This window comes from Tritonibacter scottomollicae, assembly GCF_032924845.1.
In the GTDB taxonomy this organism is placed as follows: domain Bacteria; phylum Pseudomonadota; class Alphaproteobacteria; order Rhodobacterales; family Rhodobacteraceae; genus Epibacterium; species Epibacterium scottomollicae.
On record NZ_CP136704.1, the window covers coordinates 3,174,686 to 3,195,896 of the forward strand.

A 21,211-nucleotide genomic window follows, 5' to 3' on the forward strand; every position below is an offset into this window, starting at 1 on the left:
TGGAAGGTAGATGAGTCTTGTTAAGAAAGACTGAGTGAAGGCCCAAGTTATTCCTTGGGCACCTCACCATTTCGCCCGGCCAGTACCACGCTGATGGTATAGGCCGCTTCTGGGCTGAGACCAGCCATGACACCAGCAGCCGCCTCTGGCCGCATACGTGCCAGGAATCCAGCTGCAAAGGTCGGGTCCATTTCTTCGAACAATGCAGCCGCTTCCTTTGGCTTCATCTGCTCGTAGACACTGGTCAGCTTGGTGACATCCTGTTCGGCGGCACCATCGGCAAGCGCGAGAGTGGCCAATAGCTTTTCCTCTGCCTGCTGCAAGTCCGTAAGCTTCTTGTTGATCGCCTGATCGGCGATCTCCAGTGCTCGCATACGATCTTCCAGCTCCGCCTCCCGCTCATTCAGCAAGGCTTCACGTTTCTTGAAGGCCGCAAGCATGGCTTGCATCTCTGCCGAATCGGGGACAGCGGAGCGGCCTCCACCAGCCGTTGGCACGTTTGACCCGTCGTCTGAAGATTGCATCTCGGAAACTTCAAGCGCGATGGCCGGGGCCGCTTCGAGAGCGATTCGAACCGCCGCTGACCCCATCAGGAAAATCGCCAACAGCATCAACGTACCGCGCTTAGCCTTTTCCATTCTCTTGGATTTTTCAGCCTTCGCCATCACGCTACCCGATTTTGATTCCGGTTATGACGCACGAACATCAGACCAGAAGGCTTTGCTTCTTCCTGAGGCTCCGACTGGACGGCATCTGCAGCCGCGTCGTCCTGTGCATCAGCCTCATAAGCTTCTGCAAGCGCGTCATTTTCTTCGGTCGTCGCTGCCGCTTGAGACGCCGGTTCCTGCTGTGGCGCGATATCATGCATCGACGCCATCATCAGTTCCAGCTTGTGCGATACGGATTCGGCCCGGCCAGTCAATTGCTCCAGCGCCTGGCTAGATCCATCCGACATCTTGCGCGCTGCAACCAACGACTTGTTCAGATCATCCACTTGCGACGAGAGCACCGCCACCGCGCCTCCGACCCCTTTTTCGAGATCGTTGAAGCGTTTCAGTCGGCGCGATAGCACCAGGCAATAAAACCCAGCACCCAGTGCTCCGGCCGCAAGCAGGATATCAGCTATAAGTTCCATCCTGTCCTCCTAGTTGAGTACGAAATCCATGATCAGCAGATCACGCACGCGTCCTTGACCGGTCGCAATGTTGATCCGCCGTAGCATCTGTGCCCGCAGTTTCGGCAGGGCCATCGGATCTGTCATATCCTCAAGCTCCAGCGCCCGCAGGTAGCTGTTCAGAACGTCGACAACTCTGGGGAGGACTTTTTCAACCTCGACCTGATCGGCCTGATTGACCTCGAGTTGAGCGCGGAACCGAAGCTGCTGAACGCCACTGGCTTTGTTCAGCGTGATTACGATCGGTTCCATTTCGATAAAGGCAAGGTTGGCGATCTCTCCCGCCGTCTCACCCTTGTCTACGCCTTCTGGCGCCTCTTTGGTGGCATGGGCAACTTCCGACCCAGCCTTATCTCCAAAAGGAAGAAGGCCCGACTGAACGGCATAAAAACCGCCCCCTGCACCGGCGAGTCCAAGTACGAGCCCTATGATAGGGGGCATCTTACTCTTCTTGGCCGGTCCATCTGTTCCTACATCAGCTACAGCGTCTGTCATGGCTATCCCTAAAACGTCGTGCACCCCGTTCATAACCCGACAGGAACTAACCGAATGTTAAGGCCAATCGGAGAAAAGGGTTGCAGGCCGGAGAGAACGCCGGTGCGACGGAGGTTAATGTGCAGCAGATCAAGAATGTCTGGGCAGGTTTGGATACGCGGAAGCGGTTGATGGCAATCGGGGCGACTCTCGCCGTGATCTTCACCTTCTTCCTCATGTCCATGGTGGCGAATAAGCCATCCATGCAACTACTATATGCCGGGCTCGAGAGCAGCTCGGCCGGAGATGTCGTCAGCGCGCTCGAACAAAGCGCTGTCGACTATGAAATACGCGGCGGGTCGATCTACGTCCCGTCGAACAAACGCGATGAACTGCGAATGACCCTGGCCAGCCAGGGTTTGCCAGCAAATGGCGGCAAAGGGTACGAGCTACTCGATTCGCTCAGCGGGTTCGGGACCACCTCGCAAATGTTTGACGCTGCCTATTGGCGCGCGAAAGAAGGCGAATTGGCCCGCACCATTGTGGCGAACCCTCATGTTAGTCAGGCGCGAGTTCATATCGCTAACACCGGGAGCAACCCGTTCCAACGAACAATCGAACCCACGGCTTCTGTATCCGTGACGCCGATGGGGACACCGGTCACACCAGCGCAGGCCAACGCGATTCGCTTTCTCGTGGCCTCTGCTGTTGCCGGGCTTGCGGTGGATAACGTGGCAGTTATCGACGCCAATGGCGCCCTGATCGGATCGCCTGAAGCAGCTGCTGCCGCGGGTGCGGGCACTGATGATCGATCTCAGACCCTGCGCGAACGTGTTCTGCGCCTAGTGGAGGCGCGCGTCGGACATGGCAATGCCGTTGTCGAAATCAGCGTGGAGACGGTGACTGATACCGAATCGATCCGTGAAAAGCGGATCGACCCGGAAAGCCGTGTCGCGATCAGTACCGATGTCGAGGAACGTACCGACTCCTCGCAGAATCAGGCCGGCGAAGTCACCGTGGCATCGAATATTCCAGATGGTGATGCGGGTACTGGTGAAGGATCGCGTGCCAACACCAACGCCACCCGGGAGCGGGTCAATTACGAAGTGTCCGAAACCGAAAAGGAAATCGTACGCGGTCCTGGCGCGATAAAACGCCTGACCGTCGCGGTTCTGGTCAACGGTGTCACAACCGAAATCGCCGAGGGTCAGACTGAATTCCAGCCGCGCCCTGAAGAAGAGCTCGAAGCACTGCGCGAGTTGATTTCTTCTGCGGTTGGGTTCGATCCGAATCGCGGCGACGTGATCACGCTGAAGTCCATGGATCTGCCGAATGTAGAACCTGAAGGAACAGCGGTCACCGCATCCTTCTTCGACAATCTGTATTTTGACGTGATGTCGATCATCCAGATGGCGGCACTGGCGCTGGTTGCCCTGATCCTTGGCCTGTTCGTGGTGCGTCCGATCCTCGCAGGAAATGGCGCGTCGGTTCGGTCCCTTGCCGCACCGGACGGGTCAACTCTGGACGGCGGCCTGCCAGAGCTTCCGCATATGGCTGGAGGTGATGCCAACTTCATGACCAACCCCGACCTGGGCGCCAACATTGCTCTTGATGGGGAAATCGACAGTGGCGGTCAGGGTGGCTTCGAGCCCATGGGCGAGCTACCGGGCATGGGCGACGGGCTCAACAGCTTTGGCGGCGGTATGAGCGCTGATCCCGTGGATCGCCTGCGATCGATGATCGGCGACCGCCAGGAAGAAACCGTGCAAATCCTGCGCGGGTGGCTGGAAGAAAACAATGAGGAGCGTGCCGGATGACAATTGCACATCTTCTGGAGGACTTTGGCGTCAAAACTCCCGTCGAGCCTGTCAGCAACTTTTCCGAAGAAGTCGTCGAAGAAGCAAAGCTGGTATCCTTCGAAAAAGGCTACACTGCGGGCTGGGATGACGCGATCGATGCCAAGGACAAGGAAGTCACCAATGTTTCTGCGACCCTTGCCAGTTCGCTCGAGGATCTGAGCTTCACCTATCATGAGGCTCAGTCGCAGCTGATGGAATCGCTTGATCCGATGTTCAAGGTCCTGACCTCGGCCATCCTTCCCGACACGATGGCGGCGACCTTCGGCCACCACATCATCGACCATCTCAATGAAATGGCTAAAAGCCGGATCAATGAACCGATGGAGGTCGTTGCCGCAGCCGGAGAAGGGACTGCCATCCGGGCGCTGCTTGGTGATGAAACATCCCTCGATGTCCGCGTGCGCGAAGATGCAAATCTCAATGCAGGGCAGGCCCAACTTCGGGTTGGGCAGAGCGAACGTGAACTGAACTCCGAGGCACTCATCGAATCCATCCGCGAGTCGATCGATGCCTTCTCCTATCAATTCAAAGAGGAAAGCCACTATGGATGAGTCTGGCGAACTGAACCCGAAATCCGCCGATGCCTCCAATCCGTTTGTCTCGGTCCCGGTGGAGGTGATCGTGTCAGTTGGCAAGGCGCGCCCTCTGATTCGCGACCTTGTGAACCTCGGTGAAAACGCGATTTTGACCTTGGACAAGAAGGTCGAAGATCCCGTGGACCTTTATGTCGGAGACCGTCTGGTGGCGCGCGGTCAACTGGAAGAAATGGAAGGCGATCAGGCCGGCCAGCTGGCCGTACGTTTGACAGAAATTGCAGATCTGCAAAGCGGGCTGGGATGACACGGAAATTTATCGCTCTGGGAGCGCTGGCGGTCTTTGTACTGCTGGCGCAACCTCAGGCAGCGCTGGCTCAAGAATTGAGCCTTAACCTCGCGGATGGACAGTCGATTTCGGCCCGAACCATCCAGCTCATCCTTTTGATCACTGTGCTCAGCGTTGCGCCGGGCCTCCTGGTCATGCTCACCTGTTTTCCATTCCTGATCACGGTTCTGTCGATCTTACGTCAGGGTATCGGTCTGCAGCAGGCACCGCCGAACATGCTGATGATCAGCTTGGCGATGTTCCTGACCTATTTCGTGATGGAACCGGTGTTTACCGAAGCCTGGGAGACCGGAATCGCCCCGCTGATTGATGAGGAGCTCGGAGTCGTGCCGGCGCTGGAACGTGCCGTTCAACCCTTTCGGGTCTTCATGGCCAACAGGCTCGATGCTGACACCTACTACGCCATCGCCGATCTCAGACCGGCTACAGAGGGCACGGACCCCTCGCCCGACTCGTCACTTTCGGTACTTATCCCAAGCTTCATGCTCTCAGAAATCACCCGAGCCTTCCAAATCGGCTTCTTGGTGTTTCTGCCGTTCCTGGTTATCGATCTTGTAACGGCCGCTGTTCTCATGTCGATGGGCATGATGATGGTGCCGCCAGCACTCGTCTCTCTTCCGTTCAAACTGGCGTTTTTCGTTGTCGCTGACGGTTGGAGCCTGATCGCGAGCGCTCTGGTCCGGAGCTATTATCCGGGCTGACGCAACCCCAACACCTCGAAACAAAGAAGCCCGGGTTGTCCAGCAGCCCGGGCTTCTTTCATTTATGGGTCCCGCGAATTTCGAGCATGGCGCTCCCTGGCACGCGACACGCCGACACCCGTCGGGCGGCGGCTCAAGCAAACGACATCCACCTCGCTGGCACTCACACATGGAATCAGCGTTGGCTGTGCTGTGCTGTGCTGTGCTGTGCTGTGCTGTGCTGTGCTGTGCTGTGCTGTGCTGTGCTGTGAAATCATGGCCGACGGCCACAGCGCGATCAATCCATCAAAACTGCACAAGCTAGACCATACCGCCCGCAACCTGCGCATGATGATACTCGCCCCAATGCTCTCCGTCCTAGTCCTGCACAAAAAAGCACCCCGGGCGGGTCTCCCGGGGTGCTTCGTCAGGGGGCTGAGATCTGCGAGTTAGCGCACGACGAACTCCGCATGCAGCGCCCCTGCAGCCTTGAGGCTTTTCAGGATGTCGATCATGTCGCGCGGGGATACGCCCAGCGCATTCAGACCAGCCACTACCTCAGACAAAGAGGTCGTCTCGCGGACTTCAGCGAGTTGTATTCCCTCTTCTTCCTCCAATGCGGCACCGGTGCGCGGCACCACCACGGTTTCACCATCGGCAAAGGGGTTGGGCTGAGAAACCAGCGGCGCTTCTTCTACACGCAGTGTCAGGTTGCCCTGGGCCACGGCTACATGAGAGATCCGCACATCACTGCCCATTACAATGGTGCCAGAGCTTTGATCCACGACGACACGTGCCTTGCGCTGCGGCTCTACCAACACGTTCTCCATGCGGCCAACCGCATGGGCGGTCGAACGTGCGTTGGTGCGCTGGATATTGACCTCAACCGTGCCGGAGTCACGCATCACTGCAACATTGCGACCAAACTCGCTATTGATTGCACTTTCGATGCGGCCTGCAGTCGTGAAGTCCGGCTCTCGCAAGGCCAACCGCATGGAATCGAGCGACGACAGGTCAAAATCGATCTCTCGCTCGACCCGCGCGCCCGACGGGATCACGCCGGACGTCGGCACGCCCTTTGTCACGGTTGCGGCCTCACCTTCGGCCACCGCACCGCCGGCCAGGATCGTGCCCTGCGCCACTGCATAAATTTGCCCATCGGCTGCGTTGAGAGGCGTCATGATAAGTGTCCCACCCAACAGGCTGCTGGAATCACCGATCGCAGACACCGTCGCATCAATCGTTCCGCCCACCCGCGCGAAGGGCGGCAGGGAGGCGGTTACAAACACGGCCGCCACGTTTTTGGGTCGGAACTGCTCGCCACTCACGTTGACGCCGAGGCGTTCGAGGATATTCGTCATGATCTCTTCGGTGAATGGTGAATTGCGCAAACCATCCCCGGTACCATTCAGACCAACCACGAGGCCATAGCCCACCAGATCGTTGCCTCGGACCCCGTCAAATTCGACTAGGTCCTTGAGGCGGATTGCATTGGCCTGCGCCAGCGTCGGCAGCAACAGACATGTCATCAGGATATGAAGGAGTTTGCGCATTACATGTAGTTCAACAGATTAAGCTGCGAGGACCGCACGGTGATCGAGTAGAGCGCTTCCAGCTGGAACTGGACCTCCTCAACGCGACTGGCGGTTTCAGCAGGATCGGCCAGGATCAGATCATTGAGGGTCGTGGCCATGGATGTGAAAGCGGCGGTATTGCGGGTCTGTGTTTCCTCGATCCGCGCCTGAATGAAGCCAAGATCGGACTGCACATCCGTCAGGCTGGTCTGCGCATTCATCAGTTCAGTGCCAGCCCGCGCCACCAGAGCCGAAGATTCCACCGTGGACAGATGGCCAAGATAATCCTGACTGCCCAGCGCCCCAAGTGCGAAGCTTTTCATGGCCTGTTTGAGACGCTCATCGTCGGCACGGAGGGCGAAGTTGACCTCTTCATTTACGCCGATCCGCACGGCGCTCATGTTGTCGGTCGAACCGTTATACATGATCGCATCAAACCCCGCAGGATCCGCGAACCAGTCCTGCACCGCCTGGACGATATCATCCTCGTCCGTCAGCGCGCCGACTTCAGCAACCAGTGCTGTCATCATGGTGTCCGCACTTTCCAGCGGCGATGTGCTGGTGTCGGTACCGGCAAACAGGCTTCGCCCGGACAGCTGACCATTTAGATTAGAAATAGCCTCCTTCAGATAGGTCATCGATTGAGAGGCCAGCTCCTGCGCGGTGGTGTCATTGGCCGTACTGGACAACGAAAGGATATCCGCACCGAGGTTCAACGCATTGTCATTGATCCGTTCGAGGTAGTCCTGCGCAGTAGAAGAAAATAGTGCGGCCTCTTGCGCTGCGACCTTGTAGCTGTCCATTTTCGAGATTGAACGCTCGAGATCCGCAACAAACCCCAGATCACCGCCAAGGCGTGCCGGCAGGTTCGACGAAACGCCCGTACTCATTTCCTGGGTCAGCGTGTCCAGGGTCTTGTTCAATTCTACCGAACGACCGCGCAGAAACAGAAACTGCGCCATATCACCAAAAGATTGCACATTCATAGCTTAGAGCCTCATCAGTTCCTGCATCATTTCATCGATCGCCTGGATCATCCGGGCGTTCGCGGCATAGACCGTTTCGACCATCATCAGCGTTTGAAGTTCCGAGTCGGTATCAACGCCCTGTTCCAATTCGCGAGCCTGGATGTCGGAATAGATGGCCGACGAGAAAGCCAGTTGCTGCTCCGCCCAAGTGTTTTCCTGGGTGAAATTGGTCATCAGGTTCGCGGCGATCGAATATGCGCTGTAGTCACCAGACCCCAACCCGGGCGACGAGATCGTATTTGTTGCATCCAGTGCGGCGCCGTAGTTGTTGAGGATCGTTGTATCCCCACGATTGCCGATCGCTGCCGCATTCAGACCGTCACGCAAGCGCCAGGTTTCTGCATCACCACTCATGGCGATGACGCTGTTGATCTCTATCCGATTGGCGATACCCAATTCGTTCGTATTGTCATAGTAGGCCGCGTTATCGGTAAATATCCCCGGGTCTGTGGCACCAAGCGTGGGATCCACAGTCGGATCCTGGAAACGCTCAATCAGATCGCCCGCCATTGTGTCCAGATCGTTCTGCGCCTGTACCGCAGCAACATCCCGAACATGGAATTGCGCCGCGAGACTGCCGCCACCGATTTTGCCGTCGATGGATGTATCGATGGACCTGCCATCAATCTCCAGACCTGACAGCTGCCCATTGCCGATGGACATGTAAGGCGTGACCAGAGACGTCTTATTGAAGGAGAACTCAGCGACAGAGCCACCGTCGATCAGCTTGATACCTGACGTGGTGTAAAGAGCAGTCTGATTGTTATCCCGCTGATACACCTGAACCGGGATGACCTCGTTGATGGAGTCAATCAGGTTGTCACGCCGATCTTGAAGGCCAGACGGATCCTGGCCGCGGATCTCCGCAGCAAGAATTTTCTTGTTGATCTCGTTGAGGTTCTCAAGGTCCGTTTCCAGGCCGTTGACCAGAGCGTTGATGGAACCCTCGGCCTTGTTTCTCAAGGTCGCAACACCATCCGCCGCATCCCGAATGGACATCGCCAGTTCTTCAGCCTGCATCGACAGATCATTGAGACGCGCGTCCGAGTCCGGCAAGGAGGTCGCCTCGATCAGGGCGGTCTCCATATCCGTCAGTCGTTGCGCAACCGAGTAGGCATCATTCACTGTCCCTACCCGATCGGAAACCTGTGCATAGAAGCTGGAGGTGACCGAGTTGGAAGCGTGAGTTGCCTCTGCCAACCGTACGCTCTTTTGAATAGCAGGGTCGATCATGCGCTGCACCGACCCGATGCTCACGCCGCCGGCTGCGCCGTTCGAACTGAGATTCAAAGTGCGGCGATAGTACCCTTCAGTCAGGGCGTTCGCGAGATTGTCTGACACCACCGACGTCGACCTGCTGGCCGCCGTGATACCGGTCATCGCGCTATTAAGGGCGGTCGAAAGAGACATCCCAGATCACCTTCTGTGATTACATATTATCATTTGAAAGCGCTGATTTTATCAGCGCTTAATGTTTGTGGTTTCCTGCAGCATCTCATCGACGGTCTGAATGACCTTCGCGTTGGAGGAATAGGCGCGCTGTGTTTGAATCATCGAGGTCAATTCAGTCGCGACATCGGTTGCCGACTCTTCCTGACGGTAGGCAGCCACGGTTCCAGTCGGTCCGGTGCCCGCATCCCAAAGGTAGAACGCACCACTGTCAGGCGACGGCATGAAAGTCTGACTGTCGAGAGACCTCATCCCGTTTGCGTTCGGCATGTCAGCAAGAGGAATCTGATACACAACACGACTGCTGCCATTTTCGTAAAGAGCATGCACAAGCCCGCCCTCATCGACCTCAACACCGGCAAAGCTGGCAGCCTCATAGCCGTCCTTCTCAATGGTAGCAGCAGAGAATGCGCTCGAGAGCTGGGTCATCACACCGATTTCAACCTCGATCGGGCCGCTGTCGGTGGTCACGATGATGGTACCGGAAGCGGGATCATAAGCACCGCCGGTGGTCGTGGCGACAGTGTCGAGCGTGCCCTTGCCGGTTGCGGAGTCGTCAAATGTCAGAGTGTACTCCCCGACAACTGTACCCGTCGCACCATCGGTGAGGGTCATTGACCATTCGTTGTCGTTCACACCCGTTGGCGTGTAAACGATATCCAGATCCTGCTGACCGCCCAGGTTGTCGAAGTACTGAATGGTATTCTCTTCAGCATCACCCGCAGCCCCGGTCACTGCGCTCTCAGCTGGCAAATTGACGCCAAGGCTCACCGCTGTCGTCGGCGCTGCGCTCAACTGTGAAGTATCGAATTTGATCGCCTCAAGCGGATCATCGGTGTCACGAGCAACTGTGGGAATTGAGCCATCCGCATCAGCTGGCCAACCCAAGAGCACAAGCCCAGACGACGTCGTCAGATAGCCTTCCTCATTGGTCCGAAAGGAACCGGAAGTGGTCAAGAGCATGTTCGGATCACCGCCCGCTTCCACCTCAGCGAGGCTTGCGACGGGGATAAAACCTTTTCCGTCAACAGCAATGTCGGTGGAGTTGTTGGTGGAGATCAGGGAACTGCGCTCGTCAATCATGCGCGTGTTGCCGACGGAGACCCCACCCGCGGCGTAGGTGCCGCCGGACTGCGAGATGACCATGGATTCAAATGAGGTCACTACGCGCTTGTAGCCGGCGGTCGAGGAATTCGCGATATTATCTGAAATGGCCGCCAGGCGGCTGGAGTTCGCGGCAAGCCCGGCTACGCCAGCATTCAGCGAAGAGGAAATGGTCATTAGATACGCCTTTCTGCTGCATCTTGAGTTTTTTCTCGCTGTCAGGATTAGCGCGCTTGTACTTAACGCGCGGCTAACAGATAAAATCCTATCTATCTGCCAGCCGCTTTTGCCTTTGTTTTATGGGCGATTACTTCCGCAGAAGGGTGATGCTGATGCGATTGTTCCGCGCAGCCATCGGATTCTGGGAGGCAAGGTCGCGATCTGCGTAGCCGGTCACGCGGGAGATTCGCTTGGATTTCATACCGCCCGTCTCCAGCAGCTCCCGAGTCGCATTGGCACGGGCGTGAGAGAGGGCCCAGACCGGGTTGTTGGCGATGACCACAGGGGTCGAGGCCACATGCCCACCGATCGCCACGTCATTCTCGACCGCAGCCGTAACCCGAGCCACCATCCGCAGCAGATCGCGCATCATTACGTTCGGACGTTCCGTACCGGTTTCGAACAGCTTGGCATCGTCGGTCTCGAAGAGTTCGATGATCAAACCTTCATCTGTCACTCGGGTCACGATATGGCGCGCCATATCAATGCTGACCATGCTTTCGCCCCCGCGTCCCATCAGCTCTTCTTCGATCTTGCGGAAGCTCGCCTCTTCGGCCTCGTCATTCTGTTGGCTGTCGGCGACACCGGAGTCACCCTGCGCCCGAGACGCATCTGTCGGGTTTTCCTTCGTCGCGCCAATACCGTTCTGAGGTTTCACATCCTCAGTGAACATGGTGTCGCCCTGAAAGGCGCCATTACCACCGCCGGATACGCGGCTCAGCGGAATGGACGGTGAAAAATAATCCGCCAAACCCTTGCGTTGTTTTTCCGTTGTCGCGTTCAAAAGCCACATGAGAAGAAAGAACGCCATCATCGCCGTAACGAAGTCGGCATAGGCCACTTTCCATGCGCCGCCGTGGTGACCATCACCACCGACAACCTTTTTCCGCTTGATAATAATAGGAGCTACGTTGCTCTGAGCAGTCATGTTCCCACCACCTTTTCTGTTCACCCAAAACCGGGATACAGAGGGGTTCCTTAACCAGGTCTTAACAGATAAAATTGGCCCCAGTAACACACCTAAACGTATGGTTTCCAAGGCAAAATTGAGGCCATCCTGGCTTTTCGGGGGAAGACTTGTGGCAGGCTACGGGCGGCAATGTGGCCCCTTTGTGGCGGGGGCCGAGGCGGGTCAAATTCCCGCCTCCTTTGCCGCCATCACAGCAGCATGTCACCATACGATTCGCGGAGCTTGTTCTTCTGAACCTTGCCGGTTCCACCGAGCGGCAGAGCCCCCACGAACACCACGGCGTCCGGGACCTGCCACGAGGCGACCCTGCCATCATAGTGTTTAAGAAGCTCTACCTCCGTAAGCGTATCATCAGATTTTACCGCAATCAGTACCGGGCGTTCGTCCCACTTGGGATGACGGGCCGCGATCGCCGCTGCCTGAGCAACGCCCGGATGCGACATGGCGATGTCCTCCAGCTCGACCGTGGAGATCCATTCACCACCCGACTTGATGATATCCTTGGAGCGATCCCGAATGATCATATAACCGTCGGCATCGATGGTCGCGACGTCGCCGGTGTCGAACCAACCGTCCTCGGTGAGCGCCGGCTGCTCCTGTCCGAAGTAGGTATCGACGATCCAGTGCCCCCGGACCTGCAACTCCCCCTGCGTCTTGCCATCCTCGGGCAGGGCTGCACCCGTCTCATCGACGATGCGCAGCTCCACGCCAAAGGGCGGACGGCCCTGGCCTTCGCGGATCGCGCCTTTCTCGGCATCGCTCAGCGCGTGGTGCTTTTGCAGGAGTTGATTCAGGGTCCCAAGCGGGCTGGTCTCGGTCATGCCCCAGGCGTGTATCAGCTCCACCCCGTAGGTGTCGCGGAAGGTGGGGATCATCACTGTCGGCAAGGCGGAGCCGCCCACAACAGTGCGTTCCAGGCTCGGAACTGTGCTGCCCGTGGCTTTCAGCGCCTGCAGCAGCCCCATCCAGATTGTCGGCACCCCCAGAGCGATGGTCACCTCCTCGGCATCAATCAGCCTAACCAGGCTTTCGCCATCAAGGTTCGGCCCCGGCAGCACCAGCTTGGCCCCCACCGCGGCGGTGATATAGGGCACCCCCCAGGCATTGACGTGGAACATCGGCACCACCGCCATCACGCTGTCACGCGCCGCCAGCGCCAGCCCATCGGGCTGGTTGCCGCCCAGCGAGTGCAGCACGGTGGAGCGATGGGTATAGAGCACACCCTTCGGATTGCCAGTTGTGCCTGAGGTGTAGCACAGGCTGGAGGGGGCGTTCTCGTCCAGATCAGGCCAGCTATGGTCACCGCTCTCCGCGGCCAGCAGGCTGTCGTAGAAAAGCAGCCCATCGATCTGCGCGGCGGCTTCGGCGTCTTCCGGCCCCATCAGCACCACGTGGCGCAGCTTTGGCAGATGTGCTCTGAGCTGGGCCACTGCCGGGACAAAGGTCGCGTCGATGAACAGCACCTCGTCCTCGGCGTGGTTGATGATGTAGATCAGTTGCTCGGGCTTAAGGCGCGGGTTCAGCGTGTGGCAGACATAGCCCGCACCCGCGACACCAAAATAGATCTCCAGGTGACGGCGGTTGTTCCAGGCGATCGTGCCGCAGCGGGTGCCCGGTTTTAAGCCGAGCTTGTCCAGTGCCGCCGCCAGTTTTCGCGCATTGCTGGCGACATTGCCCCAGGTCGTATGCTCGACGTCGCCGGTTGTCTCGACCGAGGCCACGGTGGTGCCGGCATGGTACTTGCCCGCATGTTCGATCAGCGAACTGATGGTCAGCGGTTGCGTCATCATCTTGCCCAGCATGGGGTCTCCTCCTTGTTGTTCTGTGTTGCCTGTTGTGTCAGGGCCCGTCGCGCGCAGGCGCCGGGCGGCCCAGGATCATGTCGGCAGCCTTTTCGGCGATCATGATCGTGGGCGCGTTGGTGTTGCCGCCAATGAGACGCGGCATGACCGAGGCGTCAACCACCCGCAGGTTCCTGAGGCCGCGCACCCGTAGCTCCGGACCGACCACAGCTTGCGCGTCGGTGCCCATCCGGCAGCTGCCCACCGGGTGATATATAGTGTCGGCGCGGGCGCAGATATGGCCTTCCAGTGCGGCATCATCGGGTTCGGCATCAATGAACAGCTCCTTTGCCAGATAGTCGGCCAGCGGGGCTTGCGCCATGATCCGACGGGTGAGGCGCACGCCCCGCATCAGACCGTCTAGATCGTCGCGCTCTGCCAAAAATTGCGGGTCGATCACCGGAGCCGCCAGCGGATCGGCAGAGGCTAACGATACACTGCCTCTGGATTTGGGCCGCAACAGGCAGACATGGCAGCTGATCCCATGGCCAAGATGCAGCTTGCGGGCATGATCATCGACGATGGAAATCACAAAATGCAGCTGGACGTCCGGACGGTCCAATTCAGGCATGGTCTTCAAGAACGCCGCTCCTTCGGCGAAAGGCGTGGCGATCATGCTGCGGCCGGTGCGGCGCCATTCCAGAACCTCCCGCAGCAGCTTGGCCCCAGCGGCCAGCGAAATACCAAAGTTGTCCTTGTCCCGCGTCTTGTAGGCGAGGGTAAAATCAAGGTGGTCCTGCAGGTTCTGCCCCACGCCAGGAAGGTCGTGCCGGACCTCGATCCCATGCGGTTGCAGATCCTGCGCCCGGCCCACACCAGAGAGTTGCAGCAGTTGCGGCGAGTTGAACGCACCGCCACAGAGCAGGACCTCACAGCGCGCGCTCACAGTCTTGGTCGTCCTGCCCTGCCTGAATTCGACGCCGGTGGCGGTCTTGTTCTCAAACAGGATTCTTGTGGCCTGCGCCCGGGTCAGCACGGTCAAATTCGGACGTCCCATCACCGGGTGCAGATAGCCCGCCGCCGCCGAGCAGCGCTCCCCATTGCGGGCGGGATCGTGGAACTGGGTCACTTGGTAGTGGCCTATCCCCTCGTTGTCGCCACGGTTGAAATCTTGCATCCGGCGGATCTGCAGCGCTTCACCGGCCTGAACAAAAGCCTCGGTGACCGGGCGGGGCGCTTTCTGCTGACTGACCTGCAGCGGACCCTGCGCCCCATGCAAGGCATCGTCGCCCAGCTCGTTGTTCTCGGCCCGGCGGAAATAGGGCAGCACATCCTGCCAGCTCCAGCCGGGGCAGCCGAGGTCGGCCCATTCGTCATAGTCCTGCGCATGGCCGCGTACATAGAGCATGGCATTGATCGCGCTCGACCCGCCCAGCGCCTTGCCCCGGGGCTGATAGCCGCGCCGCCCGTTCAAACCGGCCTGCGGCACCGTCTCAAACCCCCAATTGTTGATCTTCGGGCGCCCCGGCAGCATGGCGACAACCGCTGCTGGCGCCCGTACCAGAAGGCCGTCGCCCTTCCCGCCCGCCTCCAGCAGACAGACCGAGGTTGCGGGATCTTCAGAGAGGCGCGCCGCCAGCACCGATCCTGCAGATCCACCGCCGACAATCACGTAGTCAAACTCCATGACATTTCTCCTCCGCCACGCGGCACACAGCTGCATCTCCCCTGCGCTGATCAGCACGCAGAAGGTGTGCCCTGTCTACTTTTACGGTGCGTCAGGGAACTGAACCCTCCACAACCACTGTTTGGAAAACTTGAAATCCACACAGGGGCGCTTTCCACGTTTGGCTACAATTCCACTGAAAACCATGACTCCCACTGTCTACGAGAGGTTCACATCAGAACGATAACTTAACTTATTCTCGATATAAAAATGGCATCGAAACTGTACATGAGACTCGCGATGCCCATGAGTATCTCCATCCGTACCGCAATCCTGTCCATCGTCGGACTGGCGGCCCTTATCATGTTTTCCCTGATCGGCCTGTCCTTTTACACACACGATGCGCGGGACGGCCACCAGACTGAAATCGAGAAAATTCAGGAACTGGATGCGACGATCGTGCAGCTGGAACTTGCATTCTTGCAGGCACGCCGAGCGGAAAAGGACTTTCTCCTGCGCTTGGGCGACGCCGATGTCGCGCGGCACGCGGATGTCATTGCACATCTGAACGAGACACTGCTTTCTGCACAAACACAGTTGGGCGAGCTCAATGGCTTGGACCAGTCCGCGGCAGATCTAACGGCTCTTCAAACCGCCGTGACCGCCTATGCGACCAGCTTTGCCGATGTTGTGGAGAGCAACAGGGCGCTCGGCTTTGACGAGACAACCGGACTACAGGGGCAATTGCGTAAGGCAGTTCACGAGGTCGAGGAAAGCCTGAAGAATACAAGCTATCCGGAAATGCAGGTAAAGATGCTGATGATGCGCCGGCATGAAAAAGATTTCATAATGCGGCAGAACACAAAATACCTGGACCGGCTGAACGCCCGGGTTGACGAATTCCGCAACTTCCCGACCTCCTACTATGACAGCGCGGACCAACAGGCGGAAATCGAGCAGCTCCTGACCCACTATCAGGATAGCTTCAGCGCCTATGTCAAAGAGACCCTCAGCGCAAAGCAGCTGACCGAAACATTGTCTGATCGATATGCTGCAGCAGAACCGATCCTTGCCGGGATTTTGCAAAATATACATCAGCGTCGAGAAGAGGTCGTCATCACCTCAAAGGCGGCGCAACAGGTTCTGGTGCAACGCGCGGCTGTCGCAGGTTTGATTGGGCTTGCCATATTCGTGACGCTGGCCTTTACCCTCGCTCAGAAGATTGCGAAGCCCTTGCTGCGCGTGCAAACAGTTCTGGAAAAAATGCTGGCTGGACAATTCGACGAGGAGACCCCTCGATCCGCCATCAGAGAAGTGAAGGCTGTCTGCAAAGCAATCGAGAACTTTCGGAAGGGACAGCAAGAAAAGGACCGTCTTTCTACCGAAATTTCCAAAGTCATAAGCGCCTGTGCGGAAGGGGATTTCTCACTGCGCATTCCGATAGAGGATGACAGCGGGGACTTCGCCGTGCTTGGACATGGGGTCAACGCGATCGGCGACGTGGTAGAAAGAGGTCTTGGCGATGTGCGGTTCACGATCAATGCCCTATCTCAGGGTGACCTGACAGAACGCATGCCGGACAACCACAAAGGCGTGTTCTCGGAAATATCAAGCGCAGTCGACGAATTGAGCCAGACACTTACCGGGGTGATCAAGCAACTTGCCGAAAGCAGCGTCACGCTGAACCACACGGCCAACGAAATCGCATCTGCTTCGCTGGATGCCTCCAAACGGGGTGAGGACTCTGCCGCATCTCTGGAGGAGACTTCAGGTGCGATGCAGGTATTGAGCGATGCCGTGAAAGGCACGGCGTCCAATTCAAAGCAAGCGCATGCCTTTGTACAGGACGCACAAAATCGAGTGAACTCCACGCTTGTCGTAGCCGAGGAAACCACCGCCTCGATCAACCGAATTCGCGAAGCTTCCGAGGCCATCAGCAAGATCACCGACATGATCGAGGGCGTGTCGTTCCAGACAAACCTCTTGGCGCTGAATGCGGGTGTCGAAGCCGCGCGCGCCGGCGAAGCAGGCGCGGGATTTGCAGTCGTTGCATCTGAAGTGCGAGCTTTGGCGCAGCGCTCTGCCGATGCCACCGAGGAAATCAACCAGTTGATCCGTCATAGTTCCAACGAGGTGACCCAAGGCGTGGAGCTTGTCAGCCGCACCGGCATAGAGCTGAACGCCATCAAGGAAACGGTTACGAACATGGTGACGATGGTGGACCAGATCGCGGCCGCCACGGTGGATCAGTCAAGCAGCCTGACAGAGGTCAATTCCGCGGTGACCCAGCTCGATCAGAGTTCGCAGCAAAACGCTGCCATGCTCGAAGAAACGGCAGCATCGGCACAATTGTTGCGCAACGAAGCCGCAAAACTCGTGGCATCCGTCAAACGCTTCAAGATCGAACAGGATACGCCGCGTTCTGCTGGTGCCGACCAAGGTTGGGATGAGATGCACCGCTCCGACAAGGTCGCCTGAAGGGCGCAGCGCTACTCAGCAACATGCATCAACGGCGCGGGGGCGGACCTATCGTCAAGGACCGGCCCCTCCAGTCTGAGACTATGCCCCTCAAGAACACCGTCCACCCGATAGTAGCGGCACAGGACATCTCTGGTCAAAACCGCGGCAGGCTCTCCCTCCGCGACCAGAGCGCCATCACACATCAAATGCACATAGTCACAGTAGCGCGCAGCGATACCGAGGTCATGAAATGATACGATGGCGGTACGTCCTCGTCGCTTCACCTCATCGAGCAAGCGCAGCTGGTAGTGCAGATCCAGATGGTTGGTTGGCTCGTCCAGTACATAGACTTCGGGATCGCAGGCCAGAAGCTGCGCGAAGTAACATCGCTGCAATTCCCCGCCAGACAGGCTCTCGGCATCCTGCTCCGCCTTGTCGGCCAGTCCCACCAGCTGCAATGCGTCTTGTGTCGCGCGTCCCCGGTCTCGGGCGGTCATTGCGCGCATGGTCAGCCCGATTTCCACGATATCAGCCGGCGTCAAGCCGGACAGCAAGCCACCGCCCTGCACCAATGCGCCAACGCGTCGGGACCATGCCGCTGGGCTGAAACCCTGTTGCGGTTGGCCATCCAGCAGGACTTCGCCTGCTTGCGGCTGCAACGCACGGTAGAGTGCCCGCAATACGGTGGTCTTGCCCGCCCCGTTTGGCCCCAGCAGCCCATGAAAACGACCACGACCGACCGACAGTGACAGGTTGCTCACGTAGGGCAGACCTCCAACGGCAATGGAGAGATCGCGAATTTCAAGGATGGGATCAGCGGACACGTGACATACCTCGTAATATGTAGATGAACGGCGGCGCCGCCAGCAAAGCCAGCAGGACTCCAAGCGGAAGCTCTTCCGGGGCCAGCACAACCCGACAGGCCAAGTCGACAAGGATCAAGGTGACCGCCCCCAACACCATTGCCTGAGGAATCAAAACTCGGTGACGGGCGCCCACCAGCAAACGTCCCATATGGGGCAAGATCAAGCCGATAAACCCAACGATACCCGCAACCGCGACAGCCACACCTGTCAGAGCGACGGTAATGAGAAAAACAAGGACGCGCATACGTCCCACATGCACCCCAAGCGACAGCGCACGCTCATCACCGAGAAGTGTCGCATCCAGTTTTGACGTCGTGAAGAGGGCCAAAGCTAGGGACACAAGCAACACCGCAAACAACAGCGGAAGTTCCTGCCAATCGGTCCCTGCAGCGGTTCCCATCAACCAGCCCATGGCATTGCGGGTCGCGTGCGGATCACCGACATAGAGGAAAAACGCGGTCAATGCCTGGAACATCAGAGACACGGCAACTCCCGCCAAGATAACCACCAACGGGTCGAGAGACCTCCCGCGCCGGGTGGATAGGCCGATGGTCAACAGGAACGCGGATGCCGCGCCTAGAAATGCAATCAACGGCAGCCCAAGCGTCGTCGTCACACTGGCGGGAAACCAGATGATCGCCCCCACAGCCGCCGCCGACGCACCGGAGGACAACCCCATCAGGTACGGGTCGGCCATAGGATTGCGCAGCGCCGTCTGCATCAACACCCCCGCAAGCGTCAGCCCCGCACCAATCATGCCAACCGCCAGCACACGTGGGACACGCCACTGCCAGATGATCAGAGACAGACCGCGCGGAGCGTCCTCGCTCCGCATGAGAATCGCCAACCGCTCGCTCCATGAGATCTCAGCCGTCCCCCATAGGATACCGGCCGCCATCGCGAGGAACAACGCAACGACGGACAGCGGCAGCAACAGTGGCGATCCCCGTGACACTTACTTCAACCCGGCGAGTTGGCGGTTAACGGTCTCGACCCCATCAACAAATCGCATGCCCAGCAGGGTTTCGGAAAAGGGCACGGTCACGAAGCGCCCTTCTTTGACGGCCCGAAGCTCACTCAGTACCGGATCGGCCTCCATATGCGCACGCTTGTCCGCAGCCGTGGACCAATCCGCTTCGATTAACAGGATCACATCCGGGTCGGCCGCCATCACACGCTCCCACGACAAATCCACCCAAGTACCAGGCACATCGGCGCTGATACTCTCGAGCCCGGTCAGCTTGGCCAGCAACGCAGGGCCACCGCAACACCCGATCGAAAACGGCGTATCGGTGCCGCTATCATAGATGAATGCCGTTTGTTCCGCGCCTGCCGGGTCCTCCTGCACCACATCGAGGCGTGCCTTCAGCCCCGTTACAAGCTCATCAGCATGGGCTTCGACCGCGAACAGCTTTCCGACAGTTTCGATGTCATGAAAGATCGGCTCAACCGTCAGCGGAACATCCTTCGGGTGTTTGACCTTGCAGGAGGCATCCACAAGATAGGTCCCGATACCCAACCCGTGCCACTTCTCTGCCGCGCCCAGGTTGTCCTCGGAAAACGCTGACCCAAATCCTGCAAAAAGAAAGTCTGGTTCTTTCGCCAACACCACCTCGGCGGCTGGGTATTTCTCTGCCAGCACAGGAATACTGTTATACGCGGCCCGCCATTGCTCCGGAATTGCGTCGTCCATATAGGCCGTGCCGACCAGAGATTCCTCGAGCCCTAGGGCCAACATGACTTCTGTAGCCTGCTGGTTCAGGGTTATGGTCCGGGATGGCACGCTTTCAAACGTATGAGACACGCCGCAGCTTTCGACTTTGATAGGGTCAGCGTGTGCAGCGGAAGCAAAAAGACCAAGCGGCAGCAGCAGGCTACGCAGTTTCATGGGAGACTCCAGTTTGATGGAAAATAAGTGATTCAAGCCTGCCACCGCGCGCAAGAACGGTGGCGACAAAATTCTGAATGTGCGCACGGTCCGCCATGCGATACCAGTCCCCACGCGGGTAGTGCACGATCACCGGGCCGGCGTTGCAGGGAAAAACACAGCCCGTCGTGGTGACGAGACAACTGTCCCCAAGCCCTGCCCGACGGATTTCGACTTTCAGGACGTCGGCGAGGTTTGGGGCGTCTTTCACGTGACAGCGAGGCCCCGTGCAGACCAACAAGTGGTGCTGATGAGCTGGTGGCAGGTCCCAGCCCTTGCCTCTTTCCCCCTGTGGCTGCGCAGAAATTCGGCGCATTGGCAGCTCGGCCCGGGCGACTGCAGTGATCACACCCATGTCACTTTCTGGGCTGGCAGCAAAATACAACTCGGGCACTGGCAGGTCCTGCCGGGCAAGCCATGCGCCTGCAGCCCCGGGAAGCCATTTCTCCAATGACTGCGAAAACGGCAACCCCACGGGCCGCAGATCAATTCGTGTTGCGCCGCGTGCGCGCAATTCATCAAGAGCAGACCAGAGGCCCGCACCTTCCGCTTCCAGCCGGATCGCCAATGCAGGACCCGCAGTTGCGCCTTCGAGCTTTTGTGCCAACATGGCAAAGCGTTGCGCGCTCACATAGGTGGCGGAAATCAGGTAAAGATACGCGTGCATACCAACCTCCTGACAGGAGACGGGTCGCTGCGGTTCATAAGACCTTTGGCATCTGTCATCACGTCCTCCGCAGGCCCACCGCCCGCTTGGTTTACAGTCGTGATGGCAGGTCTCCTGACTTGCGGATCATTGCGCTCTCGTCCCTTCCCGATCCCGGTGGATCAGTGGTGCGTGACGGGGCACTTGCCGCTTACAGTTGCGGGGGCAGTTTCGGATTTGGCGCCTCTGGGCTCCTCCTCACCGAATTCCCTTTTCATCCCACTTGCCTTTGGCGTCGGGGAACCATCGCCCCTCTCTTGCGTCAGCAGCGCAATCACTGTCAAGCGGCATGGCGAAACTGTCGTCGTTGCTTCAGACTGCATAATCACGCGAAAATATGGATGCCAGGTGCGCCGAGAGAGACCATTCGATCACCTTCCGGGTGGAGGTCT

The 21,211-nt window shown here is 58.4% G+C and carries 19 protein-coding genes and 1 riboswitch; of the genes, 5 read left to right on the top strand and 14 right to left on the bottom strand.

All coding sequences use genetic code 11. From position 1 onward, the window contains the following. Nucleotides 1-47: 47 nt before the first annotated feature. From R1T40_RS15790 to R1T40_RS15800, 3 genes are read right to left on the bottom strand one after another with little or no spacing between them, the layout of a single operon-like run. Nucleotides 48-665 (bottom strand): MotE family protein, encoded by a 618-nt coding sequence (locus R1T40_RS15790; RefSeq protein WP_317384796.1) that lies wholly within the window; start codon nt 663-665, stop codon nt 48-50. Beyond that, on the bottom strand, nt 665-1,135 hold the full coding sequence (locus tag R1T40_RS15795) for a hypothetical protein (RefSeq protein ID WP_106162526.1): 471 nt from the start codon (nt 1,133-1,135) through the stop codon (nt 665-667). The genes R1T40_RS15790 and R1T40_RS15795 overlap by 1 nt, the downstream gene beginning before the upstream one ends. A gap of 9 nt (nt 1,136-1,144) precedes the next feature. After that, complete coding sequence (locus R1T40_RS15800; RefSeq protein ID WP_317384797.1) at nt 1,145-1,669, bottom strand: flagellar basal body-associated FliL family protein; 525 nt, start codon at nt 1,667-1,669, stop codon at nt 1,145-1,147. A 119-nt stretch (nt 1,670-1,788) separates the two neighbouring features. Here R1T40_RS15800 and fliF point away from each other — a divergent pair, with 119 nt between their 5' ends. The 4 genes from fliF to fliP are packed head-to-tail and all read left to right on the top strand — an operon-like array spanning nt 1,789 to nt 5,090. Next, entirely contained in the window at nt 1,789-3,465 is a 1,677-nt protein-coding gene (gene fliF / locus R1T40_RS15805; RefSeq protein ID WP_317384798.1) for a flagellar basal-body MS-ring/collar protein FliF, read from the top strand. Beyond that, a complete protein-coding gene (locus R1T40_RS15810; RefSeq protein WP_106162524.1) occupies nt 3,462-4,058 on the top strand; it encodes an ABC transporter ATP-binding protein in 597 nt (198 codons plus the stop codon). The genes fliF and R1T40_RS15810 overlap by 4 nt, the downstream gene beginning before the upstream one ends. Further along, a complete protein-coding gene (locus R1T40_RS15815; RefSeq protein ID WP_106162523.1) occupies nt 4,051-4,347 on the top strand; it encodes a FliM/FliN family flagellar motor switch protein in 297 nt (98 codons plus the stop codon). The genes R1T40_RS15810 and R1T40_RS15815 overlap by 8 nt, the downstream gene beginning before the upstream one ends. Further along, the gene (gene fliP, locus R1T40_RS15820; protein WP_317384799.1) at nt 4,344-5,090 is read left to right on the top strand and encodes a flagellar type III secretion system pore protein FliP; all 747 of its coding nucleotides are present in this window, start codon (nt 4,344-4,346) and stop codon (nt 5,088-5,090) included. The genes R1T40_RS15815 and fliP overlap by 4 nt, the downstream gene beginning before the upstream one ends. Nucleotides 5,091-5,518: 428 nt before the next feature. On the opposite strand, the gene R1T40_RS15825 is transcribed toward fliP, so the two are convergent. The 7 genes from R1T40_RS15825 to R1T40_RS15855 all read right to left on the bottom strand — a co-directional run bounded on the left by R1T40_RS15825 (nt 5,519) and on the right by R1T40_RS15855 (nt 14,881). Further along, nucleotides 5,519-6,622 carry a flagellar basal body P-ring protein FlgI gene (locus tag R1T40_RS15825; protein ID WP_106162520.1) on the bottom strand — a complete coding sequence of 368 codons (1,104 nt, stop codon included), beginning with the start codon at nt 6,620-6,622 and terminating at the stop codon, nt 5,519-5,521. Next, the gene (locus R1T40_RS15830; RefSeq protein WP_106162519.1) at nt 6,622-7,629 is read right to left on the bottom strand and encodes a flagellin; all 1,008 of its coding nucleotides are present in this window, start codon (nt 7,627-7,629) and stop codon (nt 6,622-6,624) included. The genes R1T40_RS15825 and R1T40_RS15830 overlap by 1 nt, the downstream gene beginning before the upstream one ends. Nucleotides 7,630-7,632: 3 nt before the next feature. Next, a complete protein-coding gene (gene flgK, locus R1T40_RS15835; RefSeq protein WP_317384800.1) occupies nt 7,633-9,081 on the bottom strand; it encodes a flagellar hook-associated protein FlgK in 1,449 nt (482 codons plus the stop codon). A 51-nt stretch (nt 9,082-9,132) separates the two neighbouring features. Beyond that, nucleotides 9,133-10,401: a flagellar hook protein FlgE gene (locus R1T40_RS15840; RefSeq protein WP_317384801.1), complete on the bottom strand. Its 1,269-nt coding sequence runs from the start codon at nt 10,399-10,401 to the stop codon at nt 9,133-9,135. 130 nt (nt 10,402-10,531) lie between these two features. Beyond that, nucleotides 10,532-11,371, bottom strand: coding sequence for a flagellar motor protein MotB (locus R1T40_RS15845; protein ID WP_106162516.1), 840 nt, complete (start codon nt 11,369-11,371; stop codon nt 10,532-10,534). A gap of 230 nt (nt 11,372-11,601) precedes the next feature. Beyond that, nucleotides 11,602-13,215: a long-chain-fatty-acid--CoA ligase gene (locus R1T40_RS15850; protein ID WP_317384802.1), complete on the bottom strand. Its 1,614-nt coding sequence runs from the start codon at nt 13,213-13,215 to the stop codon at nt 11,602-11,604. A gap of 37 nt (nt 13,216-13,252) precedes the next feature. Then, entirely contained in the window at nt 13,253-14,881 is a 1,629-nt protein-coding gene (locus tag R1T40_RS15855; RefSeq protein ID WP_317384803.1) for a GMC family oxidoreductase, read from the bottom strand. Nucleotides 14,882-15,160: 279 nt separating this feature from the next. On the opposite strand from R1T40_RS15855, the gene R1T40_RS15860 reads away from it, so the two are divergent. Next, a complete protein-coding gene (locus R1T40_RS15860) occupies nt 15,161-17,338 on the top strand; it encodes a methyl-accepting chemotaxis protein (protein WP_317384804.1) in 2,178 nt (725 codons plus the stop codon). Between the two features lie 11 nt (nt 17,339-17,349). Here the strand turns inward: R1T40_RS15860 and R1T40_RS15865 are convergent, their stop codons facing one another. From R1T40_RS15865 to R1T40_RS15880, 4 genes are read right to left on the bottom strand one after another with little or no spacing between them, the layout of a single operon-like run. Continuing rightward, nucleotides 17,350-18,144: an ABC transporter ATP-binding protein gene (locus tag R1T40_RS15865; RefSeq protein WP_317384805.1), complete on the bottom strand. Its 795-nt coding sequence runs from the start codon at nt 18,142-18,144 to the stop codon at nt 17,350-17,352. Further along, complete coding sequence (locus R1T40_RS15870) at nt 18,134-19,120, bottom strand: FecCD family ABC transporter permease (RefSeq protein ID WP_106162512.1); 987 nt, start codon at nt 19,118-19,120, stop codon at nt 18,134-18,136. Before R1T40_RS15870 ends, R1T40_RS15865 begins: the two co-directional genes overlap by 11 nt. A gap of 21 nt (nt 19,121-19,141) precedes the next feature. Continuing rightward, complete coding sequence (locus R1T40_RS15875; RefSeq protein WP_317384806.1) at nt 19,142-20,074, bottom strand: ABC transporter substrate-binding protein; 933 nt, start codon at nt 20,072-20,074, stop codon at nt 19,142-19,144. Next, nucleotides 20,061-20,780, bottom strand: coding sequence for a (2Fe-2S) ferredoxin domain-containing protein (locus R1T40_RS15880; RefSeq protein ID WP_317384807.1), 720 nt, complete (start codon nt 20,778-20,780; stop codon nt 20,061-20,063). The genes R1T40_RS15875 and R1T40_RS15880 overlap by 14 nt, the downstream gene beginning before the upstream one ends. A gap of 87 nt (nt 20,781-20,867) precedes the next feature. Continuing rightward, nucleotides 20,868-21,082, bottom strand: a riboswitch (cobalamin riboswitch). Between the last annotated feature and the right edge of the window lie 129 nt (nt 21,083-21,211).